The sequence below is a fragment of the Arboricoccus pini genome, from assembly GCF_900187945.1.
Taxonomy (GTDB): domain Bacteria; phylum Pseudomonadota; class Alphaproteobacteria; order Geminicoccales; family Geminicoccaceae; genus Arboricoccus; species Arboricoccus pini.
On the sequence record NZ_FYEH01000001.1, the window covers coordinates 388,302 to 406,745 of the forward strand.

An 18,444-nucleotide genomic window follows, 5' to 3' on the forward strand; every position below is an offset into this window, starting at 1 on the left:
CGGGCCAGTGGACCAGAGGGTCAGGGGGCGGCCTTTGCCGCTCCTTGTCCCGCTCGACCCGCCGCCGGCGCGAACGGCATCGGTCCTGCGCGTCGGGCTGCTGGGCGGCTCGTTCAATCCTGCCCATGAGGGCCACCGCCATATCAGCATCGAGGCCTTGAAGCGTCTGGGACTGGACCAGGTCTGGTGGCTGGTGAGCCCGCAAAACCCTCTGAAGAGCCGCGATGGCATGGCGAGCCTGAAGGAGCGGCTGGCGAGTGCCGCCGCCATCGCGCGACACCCGAGGCTCAAGGTCATGGCGCTCGAGAGCAGCCTTGGCACGCGATTCACGGTGGAATTGCTGCAGCGCCTCGCGACTTGGCCCGGACACCGCTTTGTCTGGATGATGGGGGCCGATAATCTGGTGCAATTGCCGCGCTGGCGACACTGGCGACAAGTGATGGCACTCTCTTCCGTTGCGATCCTCGAGCGTCATCCTTACTCTTATGGATCACTGGCGGGACCAGTCGCCGTCGGCTATCAGAGCCGTCGTGTGGCGGAGCACCAGTCACATGAACTTTTTGCGGAGACCCCGCCCCGATGGACGTTCCTGCGGATGAGACCACACCCGGCTTCGAGCACGGCGATTCGGCGCCGCGCCGAAAGCCAAGGAAGCGGTCCATCGCTCCCCTAGAGGGAAGCTTAGGCCTGGGCAAGGCCGAGCCGGCCAGCATGCAGGCGATCGTGACCGCCTCCCTCGACGATGACAAGGCGATCGACGCCGTGATCGTCGACCTGGAGGGCAAGTCGACGATGGCCGATGCCATGGTGGTCGCCACGGGCACGTCGCAGCGCCATCTGGCCTCCATGGCGGACAAGCTGATCGCGCGGCTGAAGGCAGCTGGGTACAACGACGTCGTCTCCGAGGGCGAAGGCGATACCGGCTGGGTGCTGATCGATGCCGGGGACATCATCGTCCATCTCTTCCGAGCAGAGACACGCTCCTTCTACGATATCGAGAAGCTCTGGGCGATGGCACCCCCGGCACGGCTGCCGCGCCGGATCGACGAGCAGGGTTGAGGCTGGTTGCGCATACGTTGCCTGACGATAGGCCGGTCGCGTGATCGGCTGATCGCGGAATTGGTCGAACGCTATCGTGCGCGCTGCCCCTGGACGATCGAGTTTGTCGAGCTCGATCTTAAGAAGCAGGTCGACCGGGCCAGGCGCATCGACGGCGAGGGCGATCTTCTCCTGGCCGCCATTGAGCGCGACGAGCGGGTGATCGTTCTGGACGAGCGTGGCCGCAGCCTTTCGAGCGAGGCCTTCGCCGAATTGCTTGGCGGGTGGCGCGATCAGGGGATGGCCGACGTCGCCTGTCTCATCGGCGGTGCTGACGGTCTGGCGCCGCGTGTCCGCGAGCGGGCTGATCTGCTCTTGGCCCTGGGCACGCTCACCTGGCCGCACGAACTCGTCCGCGTTCTCCTGGCCGAGCAGCTTTATCGCGCCAGCGCGATCCTCTCGGGTCACCCCTATCATCGCGCCTAGCACCCAGTCGTTGCGTGCATGGGCTTGATTGCCAGCCCCGAGGCAGGCAAAGCCCTTCTAGCCGGGTCGCGAGCGCGGCCTGGAACGCTTTCGATGACGACGAGATTGATCTTGAGGGCCGAACTGCTGGACAAAGCGCGGTACCCGATCAGGCAACGCGCCAGTCATGGCGCGATCGTCGCCACCGATTGGGCAACGGCAGGAGTATTAGGGTGATCGATCGCTATAAGCTGCGCGACTTCCAGATGCCGGGCCGCTCGGTGGCCTTCGGCGTTGGCGGCATGGCCGCCACGTCGCATCCGGCAGCAACGCTTGCCGCTGTCGACATGCTTCGTGCGGGTGGCAATGCCGTGGATGCGGCGATTGCGGCCGTCGCCGTACAATGCGTGGTCGAGCCGGCGATGACAGGAATAGGCGGCGACTGCTTCGCGCTCCTGGCGCCCGCCAGCGGCGGCGTGATCGCCTTGAATGGCTCGGGCCGCGCACCGGCCGCGGCCTCGGTGGATCGGCTGCTCGCCGCCGGCGAAGCCGACAAGGGACGCAGCCCCTCGCATTTGGTAACAGCCCCCGGTGCCACGAGGATCGGTCCCTACAGCCCGCATGCCGTCACCGTGCCGGGCGCGGTCGCGGCCTGGGAGAAGCTCATCCTGGCGCATGGCACGAAGAGCCTGGGGGAAGTGCTCCAACCCGCCATCGCCTGTGCCGAGCAGGGCTTCGTCGTGACCCCTCGCGTGGCTTTCGACTGGTCTGCGAGCGCTGATGTCCTCAGGCACGTGCCGGCGGCCGAGGCTGCCTACCTGCCGGGCGGCAAGGCCCCTTCCGTCGGTCGCGTCATGACCTTCCCGACCCTGGGCAATACGCTCCGCGCCATCGCCGCGGGCGGTGCCAAGGCCTTCTATGAAGGCGAGATCGCGGCTGCCATGGTGGCAACGCTGAGCGAGGCGGGCGGCCTGCATTCCCTGGAGGATTTCGGCGGCTTCGAGCCGGAGTTCGTCGATCCGATCAAGAGCAGCTATCGCGACGTCCAGGTCTATGAATGCCCGCCCAATGGCCAGGGCGTGGTGGCTCTCCTCCTGATGAACATCCTCGAGGGCTACGATCTCAGCGCGCTGGCGCCCATGTCGCCGGAACGGCTGCATATCGTGGCCGAGGCGACCAAGCTCGCCTTCCGCGACCGGGACCGTTTCCTGGCCGATCCGGCATTTGCCAAGGTTCCGGTCGAATCGCTGCTGAGCAAGCAATATGCGAGCAAGCTGCGCGACCTGATCGATCCCGATCTGGCGAGGCCAGCACCCCCGCCTTTGCTCGATCCTCATCCCGACACGGTCTATCTGACCGTGGTCGACAAGGATCTGAATGCCGTCTCCTTCATCAACTCGGTCTATAGCGCCTTCGGCTCGGGTATCATGTGCGCCAAGACGGGCGTTCTCTTCCACAACCGTGGCATGTCCTTCCGCCTTGAGGAAGACCATCCGAACCGTATCGAGGGCGGCAAGAGGCCGATGCATACGATCATCCCGGCCATGGCCTTCAAGGGCGGCGAGGCTTGGATGAGCTATGGCGTCATGGGCGGCAATTACCAGCCGGTCGGTCATGCGAACGTCCTGAGCAACGTCGTCGACCATGGCTTGAACCTGCAGCTGGCGATTGATGCGCCAAGGTTCATGTCTTATCCGGGTGATCTCGAGATCGAGCGTGGCGTGCCACCGGCCACCCGTAACGGCTTGCAACTGCGTGGCCACCGGCTGGCGGAAGCATCGTCACCCCTGGGCGGCGGCCAGGCCATTATCATCGACCGGCGTCGCGGTGTCCTCATGGGGGCATCCGATTCGCGCAAGGATGGCTTTGCGCTCGGATACTGACCGGGGGAGGGCGATCCGCACTCTCGATATTCAGCTTCGAGGCAGGCTCTGAGCCCGGATTGCCTGCTTCGGCCGGCATAACGCAAGGCAAGAATCTTCGATGCTCCTGAGCGCGATCGTGATCCTGCCGTTCGCGGCCGCCCTTCTTATTCCCGTCATCGCGCGGGCCGGCGCTGGCGCCAGCCTCTGCCTTGGCGGCTTGTCGACGGTGATGGCGCTCGTGGCGCTCCTGGCTCAGGCACCTCTCGTGTTTCAGGACGGGCTGGTGGTGGAGCGCCACGCCTGGGTCCCCAAGGCCGGTCTCGATCTCGCCTTTTTCGTCGATCCCCTCGGGCTCCTGATGGCCGGCCTGATCCTCGTGATCGGGCTGCTCGTCATGATCTATGCCCGCTTCTATTTCGGCCCCAAGGAAGCCTTTGGCCGTTTCATGGCGAGGCTCGCGCTCTTCCAGGGGTCGATGCTGGGTATCGTCATCGCCGACAACCTTCTCCTCCTCGTCATTTTCTGGGAGATGACAAGCCTCTCCTCCTTTCTCCTGATCGGTTATTGGAGCCATCGGGCCGATAGCCGGCGGGGTGCGCGCAACGCCCTGGTGATCACCAGCGCTGGCGGTCTGGCCCTTCTGGCGAGTGCTCTGCTCATCGGCCACGTAGCCGGTACATTCCAGCTCACGACGATTCTGGGCCAGCCGGACGTCGTCGCGCAGAGTGCTCTCTATCTGCCCATTCTCATCCTGGTGTTGTTCGGCTGCTTCACGAAGTCGGCGCAGTTGCCCTTCCAGTTCTGGCTGCCGGGCGCCATGGCGGCACCCACGCCCGTTTCCGCCTATCTTCATTCGGCGACCATGGTGAAAGCCGGCCTTTTCCTGATGGCCCGTCTCTGGCCCATCCTGGCCGGCTCCGAGGCGTGGTTCTTGATCGTCACGACGGTGGGGCTTCTCACCATGGTCGTCGGAGCCTGGATCGCCATCTTCAAGACCGATCTTAAGGCGATCCTCGCCTACTCGACGGTCAGCCATCTGGGCATGATCGCCATGCTCCTGGGCCTGGGCACGAAGCTGGCAGCCGTTGCCGCGATCTTCCACCTCTTGAACCATGCGCTTTTCAAGGCCGCCCTCTTTCTCTCAGCCGGGATCGTGGAGCACGAGACGGGGACGCGTGACATCAACCGGCTGGGTGGCCTCTGGCGCGCCATGCCGATCACGGCGACGCTTTCAACCCTGGCCGCTCTGGCGATGGCCGGCGTGCCGCTCCTGAACGGGTTTCTCTCCAAGGAGATGATGCTGGAAGCAGCCGTCCATGCCGACTATCTGGGCGTGGCCTGGCTCGTTCCGCTGCTGGCGACCGTCGGTTCGGCCTTCTCCGTCCTCTATGCCTTCCGGTTCGTCGGCCGCGTCTTCTTCATGGGGTCAGGGCGGCCCCCGGGCGAGCTGGCCCATGATCCGGGGCCGGGCCTCTGGCTGCCGGTCGCCTGCCTGATCATTCCGGTCGTGGCGATCGGCGTCATGCCAGGCCTCGTGGCGCAGGATCTGGTTGCCCAGGCGGGCAGTGCGATCATCGGTGAGGATCCGCCGGTCTTCGAGCTCGCGATCTGGCATGGCTGGACGCAGGCCTTCCAGTTGACCCTGGTGGCCATGGTGGCAGGTCTGCTGGGACTTTGGGTGCTGCGCTGGCTGGAGCGGCTCCATGCCGGGCTCTGGCATCCGTCCGGCGAGCAGATCTTCGGAAAGCTCCTTGACGCTGGCTCGTGCGTGGTCGCCTGGCTGACGGGCCGTCTTCAAAATGGCAGCCTGCAATTCTACCTGGCCGTCTTTTGCCTGACGGGCCTTGCCTTGGGCATCACGGCTTTCTGGGGCGGTGATCTGTCGGCCGGCACACGTCCGCTCATGCCGCTTTCACCGCTTGGTATCATTGGCTGGCTCGTTGTTCTGGCCGCGTCGGGTTTCGCCGTTGTCGCTCATCAAAATCGGCTTTTGGCCCTGATCGCCGCCGGGCTGGCCGGCTTGATGGTGGCTCTGGCCTTCGTCGCTTTCTCGGCGCCGGATCTGGCTCTGACGCAACTCTCCGTCGAGGTGGTGACGGTCGTCCTTCTTCTTCTTGCCTTGAACTATCTGCCCAAAACGACGCCGCGCCTTCGGCCTCTCCGGCGGTTCGGCGTCAACGCGCCGATCGCGCTCCTAGCGGGGGCCGGGGTGGGCGCGGCGCTCTATGCCCTGCTGCGCCGTGATGTGAATTCGATCTCGGCTTTCTACACGGCCATGGCCCTACCCGCTGGCGGGGGGGCTAACGTGGTCAACGTCATCCTTGTCGATTTTCGTGGCTATGACACGCTGGGCGAGATCACCGTGCTGGCGATCGCAGCCCTCGTCATCTACAGCCTGCTGCAGAGCGCGCTTCGCGGCGCTGCCGCCAGGCGGCTGACCGAATGGCCGTCTTCGGCCCAGGCCGGCGATTCGCATCCGCTCCTCCTGGTCGTCCTCACTCGGCTTCTCTTGCCCATGGCGCTGCTGGTCGGCCTCTATATCTTCCTGCGCGGGCATCAGGCACCGGGCGGCGGCTTCATTGCCGGGCTCATCGTCGGCATCGCCCTCATCCTGCAATATATGGCAAGCGGCTATGCCTGGGCCTCGCGTCGCCTGCCGACCGACTATCATGGACTGGTGGCTGTCGGTGTCCTGGTGGCCCTGCTCACCGGGAGTGTCGCCATGCTGGTGGGCAGACCCTTCCTGACCGGCGGTTTCATGCATCTCCACCTGCCCTATCTGGGGTCGATCGAGCTTGCCAGCGCCACGGCGTTCGACCTCGGCGTCTTCCTGACCGTCGTCGGCGTCGTCCTTCTCGTCCTGGCCGGGCTTTCGCGCATGGCCCGCCTGGCCGAGCCTTCGGGCGAGACTGGGCCTTTGACGATCGCCCTGGACCGAGGAGAGAATCAGCCGCACCGGCGGACGGAGGATGTCGGGCATGCGCCCATCTTCGGGAGCAGCTTTGCCAGGGACGCGGCCGATCCCACGGCTAAGGAGCCGGACTGATGGAAGCCCTCTTTGCGAGTGCCGTCGGCGCTATGACGGCGGCAGGCGTCTATCTGCTCCTGCAGGCGCGGACATTTCCCGTCGTCGTCGGCATCTCCTTTCTCTCCTATGCCGTCAATCTCTTCCTTTTCGCCACGGGCAGGCTGGTGAACGGTGCGCCGCCCGTCATCGATGCGGGGGCCGCAGTTTATGCCGACCCGTTGCCGCAGGCTTTAGTCCTGACCGCCATCGTCATCTCGTTTGCCATGACGGCAATCCTGGTCGTCCTGGCCCTTCGGGGCTTTCTCGAGAGTGGGGATGATCAGGTCGCCGCCGGCCGCCTCGGGTCCGACGGCAAGGGAGAGGGCCCTTGAACCACTGGATCGTTGCGCCCGTCCTCCTGCCGGCGGTCCTGGGTGCCCTCATCGTCTTGATCGCCCGCTTCGATCCCGTGTTGCAGCGTCGCCTCTCGGTCCTGGGATGCAGCCTCGGCCTGCTCTTGGCGCTCTGCCTCTTCATGACCGTACTCCGGCAGCCCGCCCTGGCCTACCGGCTGGGCGATTGGCCAGCACCCTTCGGCATCGTTCTGGTCCTCGACCCGCTGGCCGCCATGATGCTGCTGCTCTCGGCGATCCTGGGTCTGGCCGTTGCCGGCTATGCGGCCGGGCGTGAGGACGAGAATGGGCCTCATTTCCACGCCCTGCTGCAGTTCCAGCTGATGGGCCTGAACGGTGCCTTCCTGACCGGCGATCTTTTCAACCTCTTCGTCTTCTTTGAGATCCTGCTCATAGCCTCTTATGGGCTGATGCTGCATGGAGGTGGCGAGGCGCGCTTTCGCAACGGCTTCCATTATGTCGTGATCAACTTGGTGGGCGCACTCGTCTTCCTGATCGGCGCCGGCCTTATCTACGGCGTCACGGGCACCTTGAACCTGGCGGACCTCGCCTTGAAGGCGCCTTTGGTCGAGAGCGGCGATGCGGCCCTCTTCCGTCTGGGCGGGATCTGCCTGCTCATCGTCTTCGGCCTGAAGGCGGCTCTGGTCCCCTTTCATTTCTGGCTGCCTGGAACCTATCGCAGCACCTCCTTCACTTCAGCTGCGATGTTCGCCATCCTGACCAAGGTTGGCGCCTATGCCATCATTCGCGCCTCGACGCTGGTCTTCGGCTTTGGCGGAGGGGCGGCCGCTCATCTCTTTACCCCCTATCTGTTGCCGGCCGCCCTCCTGACGAGCGGGCTGGGCCTCCTTGCTCTCCCCGGCGCACGCAGCCTCGGCACGCTTGCCGCCTTCGCCATGCTGGGCTCCAGCGGCACGTTGTTCGTCGGGCTCGCCACCGACGAGTCGGCCGGGCTCGCCGCCAGCCTTTATTACCTCGTGCACAGCACGTTGGCCGGGGCAGCATTCTATCTCTTGGCCGATCGGCTCGTGGACCGCTCCGGCGGCCGCTTTGGGCCTCAAGGCGATCGTATCCTGCCCCGCCTCGCGGAGGGCCAGGGGCGGGCGACGGCGGCCGCTTTCATGCTCCTGGCGGTCATGATTGCCGGCTTGCCGCCCTTCTCGGGCTTTCTCGGCAAGATCTTCATCCTTCAGGCGGTCCTGGGCGCCGCGTTGGCGCCAGCCCTGCAGGGGCTTGTCCTTGCGGTCGTCCTCCTGGGCAGCTTCTTCGCTATGGCGGGCTTCACCCGCGCCGGTGTCCTACTCTTCTGGCAGCCGGCACCAGCGACAGACGAGCCGCCGCCGCGCCAGTCGGTGGGCGGTGTCTGGGCGATCGGCGGCCTCATGGCGGCCCTTCTGGCGCTCACGGTGGCAGCCGGCCCCTCGCTGGCCTTCTTCGAGCGCACGGCCAACCTGCTTCTGGCGCCCGAGGCCTATGTGAGCGCGGTTCTGGGCCAGCATGTCCAAGCCCCGCCGGCCGAGGAGCCCTGAGCCATGTGGCGGCGTCTCTTCCCGCATCCCTATCTCTCGTTCCTGATCCCCTTTGTGTGGCTCCTCCTGGTCAATACGATCACGCCGATCGAAATCATCCTGGGCGCAGCACTCGGCCTGTTGTTGCCCTGGTACACGCAGCGTTTCTGGCCGGAACGGCTCCAGATCAGGAAACCCTTGAAGCTGCTGGGCTATGTGGGAATCGTCCTGCGCGACATCGTGGCGGCGAATATCGATGTTGCCCGCCTCGTCCTGTTCCGCTCGGCGCGCCGGCTCAGGCCTGGCTTTGTCACGCTGCCCTTGGACATCCACACACCCGAGGCCATCCTTATCCTGGTCGCCACCATCTCGCTGACGCCCGGGACGATCGGCGCCGATGTCTCGGCCGACGGTCGGGCGATTCTCGTCCACGGACTGGATGTGCCGGACGGAGCCGCCATGGTCAGATTGTTCAAGGAGCGCTACGAGCGCCGGCTGATCGAGATCTTCGAGTGAACGGGAGGCAGGGTTCTTGATCGTCTATGCAAGCCTGATCGCCATGACCATGGTGGGCCTGGCACTCCTCCTCAATCTCTACCGACTCCTGCGCGGCCCGGATCCCATCGACCGCATCCTGGCGCTGGACACGATGACGACGAACGTCGTGGGGATCGTCCTCATCGGCGGGGTCTTGTTTAACACGGCGCTCAATTTCGAGATCGCCCTTTTGATCGCGCTTGTGGGCTTCATCTCGACGGTGGCGTTCTGCAAATACCTCATGCGTGGAGACCTCATCGAATGAGCGATCCGGCCTGGCTCTTGACGGTCGGCGAGGTCCTGGTCTCCCTGGCGATGCTGGTCGGCGCCTCCTTCACCCTGATTGGCTCGATCGCGCTCGTGAAGCTGCCCGATCTCATGATGCGGCTGCATGGACCCGCTAAGACATCGACCCTAGGGGTGGGGGGCTTCGTGGTGGCGGCCATTCTCGATGCCCTCTTCTTCCAGGAGGGGGCCTCCTTGCACGAGCTGTTGATCATCGTCTTCATCTTCATGACGACGCCGATCTCGGCCTACATGATCGCCAAGGCACATGTCTTTCGTACGCGCGGGCGGACCGTCCAGCCTTTGCCGCCGACCGGCCGGCCGGTCGGTTGGGCGACGATGGATGGCAGCGACGCCTTTCGCGCCGACGATCTCATGGTCAAGGATCGGGGGGGCCTGCCGGCGGCCGAGGCGGCGCCGAAAGGCGTCACGCATGACAACCGGGCGGCAAGTCAATGATCATGCGACTAGGTTAGAATGTAGTTCGCATCCGGTTCCAGCTCGGGCGGTAACTCTTCCACGCCCGCCATGTCGAGGAGCGAGCGTTCCAGGGTGCGGGTCAGCGCATCCAGTGGCAGGTCGTTAGCGTCAAGGCCGAATGGGTCCTCAAGCTCGCTGGCGGTCGCCTCCAGGGCCATGAACGTATAGGCGATGAAGGCGGTTATGAGGGGAGTGAGCAGCTCCAGGCCGCCAACCAGGCCGAAGGGCAGCAGCATGCAGTAGATGTAGACCGTCCGATGCAGCATGACGCTGTAGGTATAGGGAATGGGCGTGCCGGCGATGCGCTCGCAGCCGCCGATCACCGCGGCTATCCGATCGAGATTGGCCTCCATGGCCGGTACGAGAAGCGGCTCCAGGCGACCTTCTCGGCGAAGAGCTGCCAGGTCCTCCGCGACGGCCAGGACATGGCGCGAGCTCGACGGTCGTGCGCTTGGGGCGACCTTCGGCAGGGTCGCGTCCCGTGCCCGGTCACTGCGACGCAACTGATCCTTCAGTTCGGTCGCAAGCTCGACCAAGCGCGTCGCCAGCCGGGCCTGCTCTGTCGAAGTCAAGGGGGGGATCGTCAGCGTGGCGGCCTGCCGAAGCAGCGAGCGTGCGGCGATGATGAGCTGGCCCCAGAGCTGTCGGCCCTCTGCGTAGCGCTCGTAGCTGGTGCTGTTGCGAAAGCCCAGGAAGATGGCCAGCGTGATGCCAAGGAGGCTGAACGGGGTTGGGTTAAGGGTGAACCTCTGGGAATGCAGCCATAAATGGCCGGCTACCGCCAGGAACGAGATCAGGATGACGACGACGAGCCGCGGCAGGATCTGCCGTAGGACCGAGCCGTTCCAGACGAAGAGCATGCGCAGCCAGTGGTGCCGTCGCCGGACGATCACGCGTTTTCTCCTTCAGCCGACCGACGGGCATTCTAGAGGCGGGGCCTTGGCGCGTCTAAGCCGGTTCGGCGTGAAAGCGGCCGGAACAGGGATGTGCGGTTGGGGTAAATTGTCACGACCCCGACCGGAAGAACGTGTATGTTCCTGTGGATGTCGATGTGGGAGCCGCCAACGAGACTGAACAGGGCGATGACCGCGTCGCTCAGCTGGGGCCGGGCGCCGATCCGGACGCCTGAGCCGGCGCCGAGGGGTGGATAGGCAAACTTTCGTGTGCGGGGCCGATCTGATCGCACGGTTCCGCGCGGTAAGGCCCAGGCCCGGCTCGAGCTTGCGTGCCGCTATCAGGACGCGGCAAATCGGGGCCTGGTTGCTGATAGAGAAGGCTGGAGCGGCCGAGACGGGAGCCCTCGAAGTTGCGGTCTGCCTCCTAAAAGCTGGACCTCCTGGCTTGGCGCGGCTATGGCCGATTCCATGCAAAGCCTCCTTCTTCCCTTCCTCGGCATTCTAGGCGGCGTCTTTCTCTCGGTGCAGGCGCCGGTCAACGCCAATCTGGGAGGGCGCCTCGGTCATCCGGTCCTGGCAGCGGCGGTGTCCTTCACCGCTGGGATGATCATGCTCTATGCGATCATTCTTCTATTCGGCCTCAGGCCGCAGACTGATGGCGGACTGCGCAGCGTCCCGGTCTATCTCTGGTTCACCGGCGGCCTCATGGGCATCGCCTATATGATCGTCAGCATCTTCCTGATCCCGCGCATCGGCACGGCGGCGGTGATCGGCACCGCCGTGACGGGGCAACTCGTCACGGCTCTCCTGATCGACCGGTTCGGCCTTCTGGGCGTGCCCATGCGGGAGATCAGCCTGACGCGGGTCGTGGGCGCCCTCCTGCTTCTGGCGGGGGTCGTGCTGATCGCTCGCCGCTAGCGGCGGCCTTTAAGTAGTATGGGCCAGGACCAGCCAGAGGGCGTAGGCGGCCATGAGGGCGGCTAGGGCATAGCAGAGGCCGGCACGCCAGAGCCAGGTCGTGCAGCGTGCCACGGATACCGAGAAGAGCCGGCTGACGGCGAAGAACCAGCAAAGCGCCATGAGGAATATGAGGCTGGATGCGAGCAGGACACTCTGCACGGTCGTCAGGCCGGGCGTAGCGACATAGGTGCTGACGAAGAAGGTAAAGGAGAAGGGGTTGGCCAGTGCGGTCGCCAGGCCCAGGGCAAAGACCTGGACGTGGTGCTGGGATGGCTCGGCCGGAATGTCCGCTCGCTGACGTCTGGCGCTGCGGACGAGCTGGATGGCAGAACGGAGCAAGACGAGGGCCAGGATGGTGCTGCCCCAAAGCTGGAGCTGCTGCATCGAGTGAAGGACGGTAGCACTCATGGCGGCAAAGAGGTTCACCAGGGCAGCGCCCGTGGCGACACCGGAGGCGATGCTGGCTGAGCGATGCCAGGAAGGGCGCATCGCGATGCGCAGCACCACCATGAGGTTGGGGCCGGGCGTGATCAGGACAAGCGCGTAGGGCATGGCCAGGGAGGCCAGGATCGTGGTCGGTATCATCTGCTCGATCGCACCAGCATTTGCCGTTCGAGCGGAGCAAAGACGATCTTGCCGATGCCGACATCAGCCGATCGGATGAGGCGAGGGAATTGATGTAATTTGATCGCCTGGGTTGAGTGCGGAGCCTAGTGCGCGTCGTTCCAGGTGAGGCCGTGGCCGATATCGACGGTGAGCCGGACGGAGAGATCGGCCGCGCTTTCCATCTCGCGGCGGATGAGGGCGGAGGCGGCATGGAGTTCGTCTGTCGGCACCTCGAAAACGAGTTCGTCGTGAACCTGGAGGAGCATGCGTGTCTTTGAGCCCTCGGTCTCGAGCGCGCGGGCCACCTTGAGCATCGCCCGCTTCATGATGTCGGCGGCCGTGCCCTGGATCGGGGCGTTGATGGCGGCGCGCTCGGCATAGGAGCGCCTTGCCGGCAGCTTGCTCAAAATGTCGGGCGTGTAGCAGCGTCGTCCATAGAGTGTCGCCACATAGCCCTGCTCGCGGGCCTCCGCCTTGGCCCGTTCCATATAGTCGCGGATGCCTGGATATTGCGCGAAATAGGCCTCGATATAGGCGCGCGCCTCGGCCTGCGCGATTCCCAGGCGCTGGGCCAGGCCAAAGGCGCCGATGCCGTAGATGATGCCGTAATTGATCATCTTCGCACTGCGTCTGAGGTCGGCGCCGACGTCCTGGACCTCGCGCTTGAACATTTGTGCGGCCGTGACCGCGTGGATGTCGATGTCCTGGCTGAACGCCTCCTTGAGGGCCTGGATGTCGGCCATGTGGGCAAGGACGCGCAATTCGATCTGCGAATAGTCGGCGGAGAGGAGCTCAAAGCCGGCCTCAGCGATGAAGGCGCCCCGGATCTTGCGCCCTTCCTCGGTGCGCACGGGGATGTTTTGCAGGTTGGGATCGTTCGAGGAGAGGCGGCCCGTGGCCGTTGCTGCCATCGAGAACGAGGTATGCACACGGCCGGTCTTGGGGCCCACCTCCTCGATCAGGGCGTCCGTGTAGGTGCGGGTCAGCTTTTGCAGCTGGCGCCAGTCGAGTAGCACTTGCGGCAATTCGTGGCCCGAGGCCGCCAGCTCTTCCAGGATGTCGGCCCCCGTCGCGTAGGCGCCGGTCTTGGTCTTGCGGTTGGCGCCGCCGGCCGCGCTCTGGAGGCCCATCTCGTCGAAGAGGACCTCGCCCAGTTGCTTGGGCGAGCCCAGCGAGAAGACGCGGCCGGCCAGCTTGTGCGCCTTGATCTCGAGCTCGGCCATGCGCGCGGTGAAATCGCTCGAGAGCGCGTGCAGGCGGGCTTTGTCGACCTTGATGCCGGTCACCTCGAGGCGGGCCAGAAGGGCCGCCAAGGGGCGCTCCAGCGTCTCGTAGACGGTCGTCATGCGCTGCTCGATGAGGCGCGGCTTGAGCGCCTGCCAGAGCCTGAGCGTCACCTCCGCATCCTCGGCCGCATAGTCGCTGGCCTTCTCGATCGGAGCGCGGTCGAAGGTGATCTGGGCCACGCCCTTGCCACAGACGGCCGAGAAGGGGATCGTCTGGTAGCCGAGATGGAGGGCCGCCAACTCGTCCATGCCGTGGCCGTGGCTGGCACCGTCCAGGACATAGGAGAGCAGCATCGTGCAGTCGGTCGGGCCCATCATGATGCCGTAGCGGCTGAGGATGCCCAGCTCGTACTTGACGTTGTGGCCGATTTTTTGGACCGAGGCGTCCTCAAGGACGGGCTTGAGGGCGGCGATCACCGCCTCCAGCGGCAGCTGGCCCTGCACCGGCTGGCCGAAATCGTCGACATGGGCCAGGGGCACGTAATAGCCGTGGCCGGCCTCGACGGCCAGGCAGACGCCGACCAGGTCGGCGCGGCCGACATTCAAGGAGTTGGTCTCGGTATCGATCGCCAGATAGCCCACCTCATAGGCTTTGGCTACGATGGCCTCCAGGACCGCCATCTCGCGGACGGTCTCGAAGGTCGGCCGCTCCAAGGCGGCAGGGTCCGTCTCGATACCGGGATTGGCCGGCACCGGCGCCACTACCTGCTCGATGCGGGCCTGGAGAGAGCGTAGGCCGTTCGCCTCGCAAAAGGCGCGCAGCTTTGCCCCATCCAGCTCCTTGCGGCCGGTCTCCTCGAAGGAGATTGGCAAAGGTGCTTCAAAGGCTAGACCCACCAGCTCGTAAGACAGGCGGGCCTTCTCGACATTGTCTTGAAGGGTCTGGCGGCGCTTGGGCTGCTTGATCTTGTCGAGATTGGCAAGGAGACCCTCGAGCGAGCCGTACTCGAGCACGAGTTGGGCTGCGGTCTTGACACCGATCCCCGGCACGCCTGGGACATTGTCGGATGTATCGCCGGCCAGGGCCAGGACGTCGCGGACGAGTTCGGGGCCGACGCCGAATTTCTCGATCACCTCCTCGCGCCCGATCTCCTTGGACTTCATCGGATCCCACATCGCGATGCCGTCGCCGACAAGCTGCATCAGATCCTTGTCGGATGAGACGACCAGGACATCGTGCCCGGCGGCACGGCCGGCCTTGCTGTAGCTGGCGATGAGATCGTCCGCCTCGAAACCCTCGACCTCGACGGCCGGCAGGTCGAAGGCGCGGGCCGCTTCGCGTACCAGAGCGAATTGCGGCACCAGCTCCGGCGGCGGTTCCGCCCGGTTCGCCTTGTAGGCCTCGTAGAGATCGCTCCTGAAGCTTTTCCGGCTGGCATCGAAGACGACGATGATATCGTCGTCCGGCCTGTCCAGGAGGAAGCGGAAGAGCATGTTGGCAAAGCCGAAGACGGCGTTGACCGGCGTCCCGTCGGGCCGTGTCATCGGCGGCAGGGCGAAGAAGGCACGGAATATATAGCCGGACCCGTCGATGAGGACGAGGCGGGGCTTGGCGGCAGGTTCACTCATGCGTGCAACATCTAATGGAGCCGGCTGGCCGGCGCCAGATGCCGGCCGGCCGGACTAGCTCGCCAACACCCGATCCGCTGGTCGACGCCCGCCCACACTACCCGTTCGTGTAGTGAGGCGATCCGCGCCATTGGCGGCGGAAGGGCTGGCCTGTACCCCCAACGATGACGCAGGAAACAAGCTGCGAACACAAGGGCGATCGCTATCGGCGGCTCGACCTTATGGGAGGCCAAGAAAATGACGCTGCTTCTCGACGATCGTCTCAAGGAATGGGCAGGTGCGAACGACCTGCGCCGGGCTGTGGCAGCGACCATCTCGTCCCTGGCCAGGGCCTCCTCGGACTTGGCCGGCCTCATCGCCAAGGCCCCCCTCTTGGGCGACCTTGCGGTGATCGTCGGCGGCAATGCCGGCGGGGACGCGCAAAAGGAGCTGGACGTCCGCGCCGACGCGCTCTTCAGGGCGGCCTTGCGCGACGCGCCGGTCGCGGAACTGGTCTCCGAGGAAGCGGACGACATCGTCCACCTCAATGCCAGCGCGCCGCTTTCGGTCGCCATCGATCCCCTGGATGGCTCGTCCAACATCGAGACCAATGTCGCGATCGGTACGATCTTCGGCATCTGGCCAAAGGCGGGTCGCCTGCAGCCGGGCGATGCCCAGCTGGCGTCGGGCTTTGTCGTCTACGGGCCGCAGACTATGCTCGTGCTGACGCTAAGGGACGGTGTCGAGATCTATGTGCTCGACCCAGACGCCCGCCATTTCGTGCGTATCCGCGAGAAGGTCGCCGTCCGCCCGGAGCGGGCAGAATACGCCATCAACGCCTCCAATTATCGCCATTGGGACCGCTGGCTGCAACGCTATGTCGACGATTGTCAGGCGGGCATCGAAGGCGCGCTTCAGACCGACTACAACACGCGCTGGATCGCCTCGCTCGTCGCCGAAGCCTTCCGCATTCTGGCAAGAGGCGGCATCTTTCTCTATCCGGGCGACGCCCGGCAGGGCTATGCCCAGGGCCGCCTGCGCCTGCTCTACGAAGCAGCACCCCTGGCCCTGATCTTCGAGGAAGCCGGCGGCGCCGCCACGGACGGCGATCGTCGCATTCTTGAGAAAGAACCCGACAGTCCGCATCAGCGGACGCCCCTGATCATCGGGTCACGCGACCATGTGGACAGGCTAGGCGACTATCGCCGGGCCGCCAATCACGGCCGCCCTTCGCCGCTCTTCGCCCAGCGCGGTCTGTACCACCGTTAGCGCTGCCTTCCGGCGAAGCGGGCCCGTGTCCGCCAGCCCCTCGACGACAAAGCAACATCACAGAGGATCGACGAGCGATGAGCGCACGCCATCCGATCATTTCCGTCACCGGTTCCTCCGGAGCGGGTACCACGACCGTCAAGCATACCTTCGATCAGATCTTCCGTCGCGAGGGCGTGACCGCCGCCTCGATCGAGGGAGATGCCTTTCATCGCTATGATCGCCAGTCCATGAAAACGGCGATGGCCAAGGCGGCGGAGATCGGCAACAACCATTTCAGCCATTTCGGCCCCGAGGCCAACCTCCTTGAAGAACTGGCCGCCATCTTTGCGGAGTATGGCGCGACCGGCACTGGACGCACCCGGCATTACATCCATGATGCCAAGGAAGCCGAGCTCTACGGCTCGCCGCCCGGCACTTTCACCGACTGGGAAGCGCTGCCAGCGCCGACCGATCTCCTTTTCTATGAGGGGTTGCATGGCGCGGTGGTCACGCCCACCGCCGATGTCGCCCGCCACGCCGACCTCAAGATCGGCGTCGTGCCAGTCATCAATCTCGAGTGGACGCAGAAAATGCATCGCGACCGCTCGACGCGGGGCCATTCGACCGAGGCGGTGCAGGACGCGATCCTCAGGCGCATGCCCGACTATATCAATTATATCTGCCCGCAATTCACAGAGACGGACATCAATTTCCAGCGCGTGCCGATGGTGGATACATCCAACCCATTCATCGCCCGCTGGATTCCCTCAGCCGACGAATCAATGGTCGTCATCCGCTTCCGCGATCCGCACGGCATCGATTTCAGCTATCTCCTGGCCATGCTGCACGACAGCTTCATGTCGCGCGCCAATTCCATCGTCATACCCGGCGGCAAGCTCGATCTTGCGATGCAACTGATACTCACGCCCATGATCCTCAAACTCATGGAGCAAAAGCGTCGGCTGGGCTGAGGGAGGGTAGCTGAACGGTCAGCCAGCGCCGCAGTGGCCTTGGCAAGGGGGGCGATCCGCGTTCCCCATGGTCGATGCCAAAGCCGTGGCCTGCTCCTTCGCCGCCGCCCTCAGGCGGCAATGCTCGATCGCGAGCAGGGGATTGTCCGCCGCCTGGGCGAGGAAGCCGGTCGGCGTGGTCGGGGCAACGAGCTGGTCGACGGACCAGCCGTTCTGCGGACGACCAGAATGTTACCCGGCATCGTGCCGGTGGCGGGTTGGCGGAGGCGCAGCTGGTCCCCGGCCGTCGGTGGCCTCTAGGCCTGTGGCAATTCGGGTGGCCAGAGACTTTGGGCTTCCAGCGGTGGTGCCTCTGCGGTCACGGACGCTGCGGCCACCACGGTGATGAGAAACCCGCGTCGGGTGTGATCGGCGTGTTCCTGCGCCCAGAGCGCATCTTTGGACTTGATATAGGATCAAATTCCTAATATCACCATTGAATGAACTGGATGGACGAACTCACACCGAGGGCTCGGCGCCGACGTTACCCCTTCTGGGCGCGCCGAGACAGACGGCACGCGGCCCAAGCGCTGGGTGCCGGTCGCGCGCCGGCGGCGGTGGCTGCCGCACAGCGCGTGTCGCTGCGCGAGATCGAGCAGCTGTTGCGCGACAGGGAGTTTCAGGTCCTGGTCGCGCATTATCGCGAGTTGGCGGCCCTACCCGAGGAGGTGAGGCTCGACAGGCTGGCGGGCTTGGCGCTGGAGCTCCTGGAGCGGGCCATCGATTGCGGCGACATGCGGGTCGCCATGTTCGTCCTGTATGAGCAGGGTCGCGGCCGCAATGCGGCGCGGAGCCTTGCGGCACATGTCGTGGCGATGGCCGCCAGCGAACCCTCGCCGCCCTCGCCCTTGCGACATAAGTCACCGCCACCACCCGCTAACCGCCCGGCCGACGAATGGAGCCACTGCGCGGCGACGAAGGAGACGGCGGACGATGCCGAGGCGCTGGCCCTGGCGCGGCTGCGCGGTCTGCGCGCGGCTCATCGTCGAACCCTGAAGGCACTTTCTGGCCGGCTGACAGCCGAGGCCGAGCGCTGGGCGACGAGCGGTGAACAGGCAGCGGCGATGGAATTGGAGCAGCTGTCGCGCGGCGTTGCCCGCCACTATCACGACAGGCCGACACAATCGATGCAATCGGCCATCCGTCTGGATCGTGACCGTCGGCTGGCACAATCGGCCGCGGCCCCTTCCATTGCCAGGTCCGCTCGGCCGCCGCCTTGAGCGCCCGGACGGAGGCGGACCGCTGTGGGTGACGGGCATTTGCCGCAGGCACGGCGGATGCCGGCCGAT

Annotated in this window: 17 protein-coding genes; 14 read left to right on the forward strand and 3 right to left on the reverse strand. The window is 65.2% G+C overall.

All coding sequences use genetic code 11. The features are described from left to right. The first annotated feature begins 34 nt into the window (after positions 1-34). The 10 genes from CFB17_RS01845 (at position 35) to CFB17_RS01890 (ending at position 9,577) form a co-directional block, all read left to right on the forward strand. A complete protein-coding gene (locus CFB17_RS01845; RefSeq protein ID WP_088559870.1) occupies positions 35-673 on the forward strand; it encodes a nicotinate-nucleotide adenylyltransferase in 639 nt (212 codons plus the stop codon). A gap of 38 nt (positions 674-711) precedes the next feature. After that, positions 712-1,059: a ribosome silencing factor gene (gene rsfS / locus CFB17_RS01850; RefSeq protein WP_207761888.1), complete on the forward strand. Its 348-nt coding sequence runs from the start codon at positions 712-714 to the stop codon at positions 1,057-1,059. Positions 1,060-1,065: 6 nt separating this feature from the next. Then, positions 1,066-1,524: a 23S rRNA (pseudouridine(1915)-N(3))-methyltransferase RlmH gene (locus CFB17_RS01855; protein WP_088559681.1), complete on the forward strand. Its 459-nt coding sequence runs from the start codon at positions 1,066-1,068 to the stop codon at positions 1,522-1,524. 230 nt (positions 1,525-1,754) lie between these two features. Continuing rightward, the gene (gene ggt, locus CFB17_RS01860) at positions 1,755-3,386 is read left to right on the forward strand and encodes a gamma-glutamyltransferase (protein ID WP_207761908.1); all 1,632 of its coding nucleotides are present in this window, start codon (positions 1,755-1,757) and stop codon (positions 3,384-3,386) included. Positions 3,387-3,486: 100 nt separating this feature from the next. Next, the gene (locus CFB17_RS01865; RefSeq protein ID WP_088559682.1) at positions 3,487-6,414 is read left to right on the forward strand and encodes a monovalent cation/H+ antiporter subunit A; all 2,928 of its coding nucleotides are present in this window, start codon (positions 3,487-3,489) and stop codon (positions 6,412-6,414) included. Continuing rightward, positions 6,414-6,767, forward strand: coding sequence for a Na+/H+ antiporter subunit C (locus CFB17_RS01870; RefSeq protein WP_088559683.1), 354 nt, complete (start codon positions 6,414-6,416; stop codon positions 6,765-6,767). Before CFB17_RS01865 ends, CFB17_RS01870 begins: the two co-directional genes overlap by 1 nt. After that, a complete protein-coding gene (locus CFB17_RS01875; RefSeq protein WP_088559684.1) occupies positions 6,764-8,317 on the forward strand; it encodes a monovalent cation/H+ antiporter subunit D in 1,554 nt (517 codons plus the stop codon). Before CFB17_RS01870 ends, CFB17_RS01875 begins: the two co-directional genes overlap by 4 nt. A 3-nt stretch (positions 8,318-8,320) precedes the next feature. Next, positions 8,321-8,812, forward strand: coding sequence for a Na+/H+ antiporter subunit E (locus tag CFB17_RS01880; RefSeq protein WP_088559685.1), 492 nt, complete (start codon positions 8,321-8,323; stop codon positions 8,810-8,812). 16 nt (positions 8,813-8,828) lie between these two features. Next, positions 8,829-9,098, forward strand: coding sequence for a K+/H+ antiporter subunit F (locus CFB17_RS01885; RefSeq protein WP_088559686.1), 270 nt, complete (start codon positions 8,829-8,831; stop codon positions 9,096-9,098). After that, positions 9,095-9,577 carry a Na+/H+ antiporter subunit G gene (locus tag CFB17_RS01890; RefSeq protein ID WP_088559687.1) on the forward strand — a complete coding sequence of 161 codons (483 nt, stop codon included), beginning with the start codon at positions 9,095-9,097 and terminating at the stop codon, positions 9,575-9,577. Before CFB17_RS01885 ends, CFB17_RS01890 begins: the two co-directional genes overlap by 4 nt. 8 nt (positions 9,578-9,585) lie before the next feature. On the opposite strand, the gene CFB17_RS01895 is transcribed toward CFB17_RS01890, so the two are convergent. Continuing rightward, positions 9,586-10,491: a bestrophin family protein gene (locus CFB17_RS01895; protein ID WP_088559688.1), complete on the reverse strand. Its 906-nt coding sequence runs from the start codon at positions 10,489-10,491 to the stop codon at positions 9,586-9,588. A 459-nt stretch (positions 10,492-10,950) separates the two neighbouring features. Here CFB17_RS01895 and CFB17_RS01900 point away from each other — a divergent pair, with 459 nt between their 5' ends. Beyond that, complete coding sequence (locus tag CFB17_RS01900; protein ID WP_207761889.1) at positions 10,951-11,412, forward strand: DMT family transporter; 462 nt, start codon at positions 10,951-10,953, stop codon at positions 11,410-11,412. 9 nt (positions 11,413-11,421) lie between these two features. Here the strand turns inward: CFB17_RS01900 and CFB17_RS01905 are convergent, their stop codons facing one another. Both CFB17_RS01905 and polA read right to left on the reverse strand, forming a co-directional pair. Continuing rightward, complete coding sequence (locus CFB17_RS01905; RefSeq protein WP_088559689.1) at positions 11,422-12,039, reverse strand: LysE family translocator; 618 nt, start codon at positions 12,037-12,039, stop codon at positions 11,422-11,424. A gap of 125 nt (positions 12,040-12,164) precedes the next feature. After that, complete coding sequence (gene polA, locus CFB17_RS01910; RefSeq protein ID WP_088559690.1) at positions 12,165-14,915, reverse strand: DNA polymerase I; 2,751 nt, start codon at positions 14,913-14,915, stop codon at positions 12,165-12,167. Between the two features lie 237 nt (positions 14,916-15,152). On the opposite strand from polA, the gene CFB17_RS01915 reads away from it, so the two are divergent. From CFB17_RS01915 to CFB17_RS01930, 3 genes are all read left to right on the forward strand, one after another. Then, a complete protein-coding gene (locus CFB17_RS01915; protein WP_088559691.1) occupies positions 15,153-16,163 on the forward strand; it encodes a class 1 fructose-bisphosphatase in 1,011 nt (336 codons plus the stop codon). Positions 16,164-16,240: 77 nt separating this feature from the next. Then, positions 16,241-17,116, forward strand: a complete 876-nt coding sequence (locus CFB17_RS01920; RefSeq protein WP_088559692.1) for a phosphoribulokinase — start codon at positions 16,241-16,243, stop codon at positions 17,114-17,116. A 488-nt stretch (positions 17,117-17,604) separates the two neighbouring features. After that, a complete protein-coding gene (locus CFB17_RS01930) occupies positions 17,605-18,375 on the forward strand; it encodes a hypothetical protein (protein ID WP_133063815.1) in 771 nt (256 codons plus the stop codon). Positions 18,376-18,444: the final 69 nt, after the last annotated feature.

Excerpts from the sequence above, each read along its gene's own strand:
- rsfS (WP_207761888.1), top strand. The coding sequence starts at position 712 with ATGCAGGCGATCGTGACCGCCTCCCTCGACGATGACAAGGCGATCGAC.
- CFB17_RS01865 (WP_088559682.1), top strand. The coding sequence starts at position 3,487 with ATGCTCCTGAGCGCGATCGTGATCCTGCCGTTCGCGGCCGCCCTTCTT.
- CFB17_RS01870 (WP_088559683.1), top strand. The coding sequence starts at position 6,414 with ATGGAAGCCCTCTTTGCGAGTGCCGTCGGCGCTATGACGGCGGCAGGC.
- CFB17_RS01880 (WP_088559685.1), top strand. The coding sequence starts at position 8,321 with ATGTGGCGGCGTCTCTTCCCGCATCCCTATCTCTCGTTCCTGATCCCC.
- CFB17_RS01890 (WP_088559687.1), top strand. The coding sequence starts at position 9,095 with ATGAGCGATCCGGCCTGGCTCTTGACGGTCGGCGAGGTCCTGGTCTCC.
- CFB17_RS01900 (WP_207761889.1), top strand. The coding sequence starts at position 10,951 with ATGGCCGATTCCATGCAAAGCCTCCTTCTTCCCTTCCTCGGCATTCTA.
- CFB17_RS01905 (WP_088559689.1), bottom strand. The coding sequence starts at position 12,039 with ATGATACCGACCACGATCCTGGCCTCCCTGGCCATGCCCTACGCGCTT.
- polA (WP_088559690.1), bottom strand. The coding sequence starts at position 14,915 with ATGAGTGAACCTGCCGCCAAGCCCCGCCTCGTCCTCATCGACGGGTCC.
- CFB17_RS01915 (WP_088559691.1), top strand. The coding sequence starts at position 15,153 with ATGACGCTGCTTCTCGACGATCGTCTCAAGGAATGGGCAGGTGCGAAC.
- CFB17_RS01920 (WP_088559692.1), top strand. The coding sequence starts at position 16,241 with ATGAGCGCACGCCATCCGATCATTTCCGTCACCGGTTCCTCCGGAGCG.
- CFB17_RS01930 (WP_133063815.1), top strand. The coding sequence starts at position 17,605 with ATGGACGAACTCACACCGAGGGCTCGGCGCCGACGTTACCCCTTCTGG.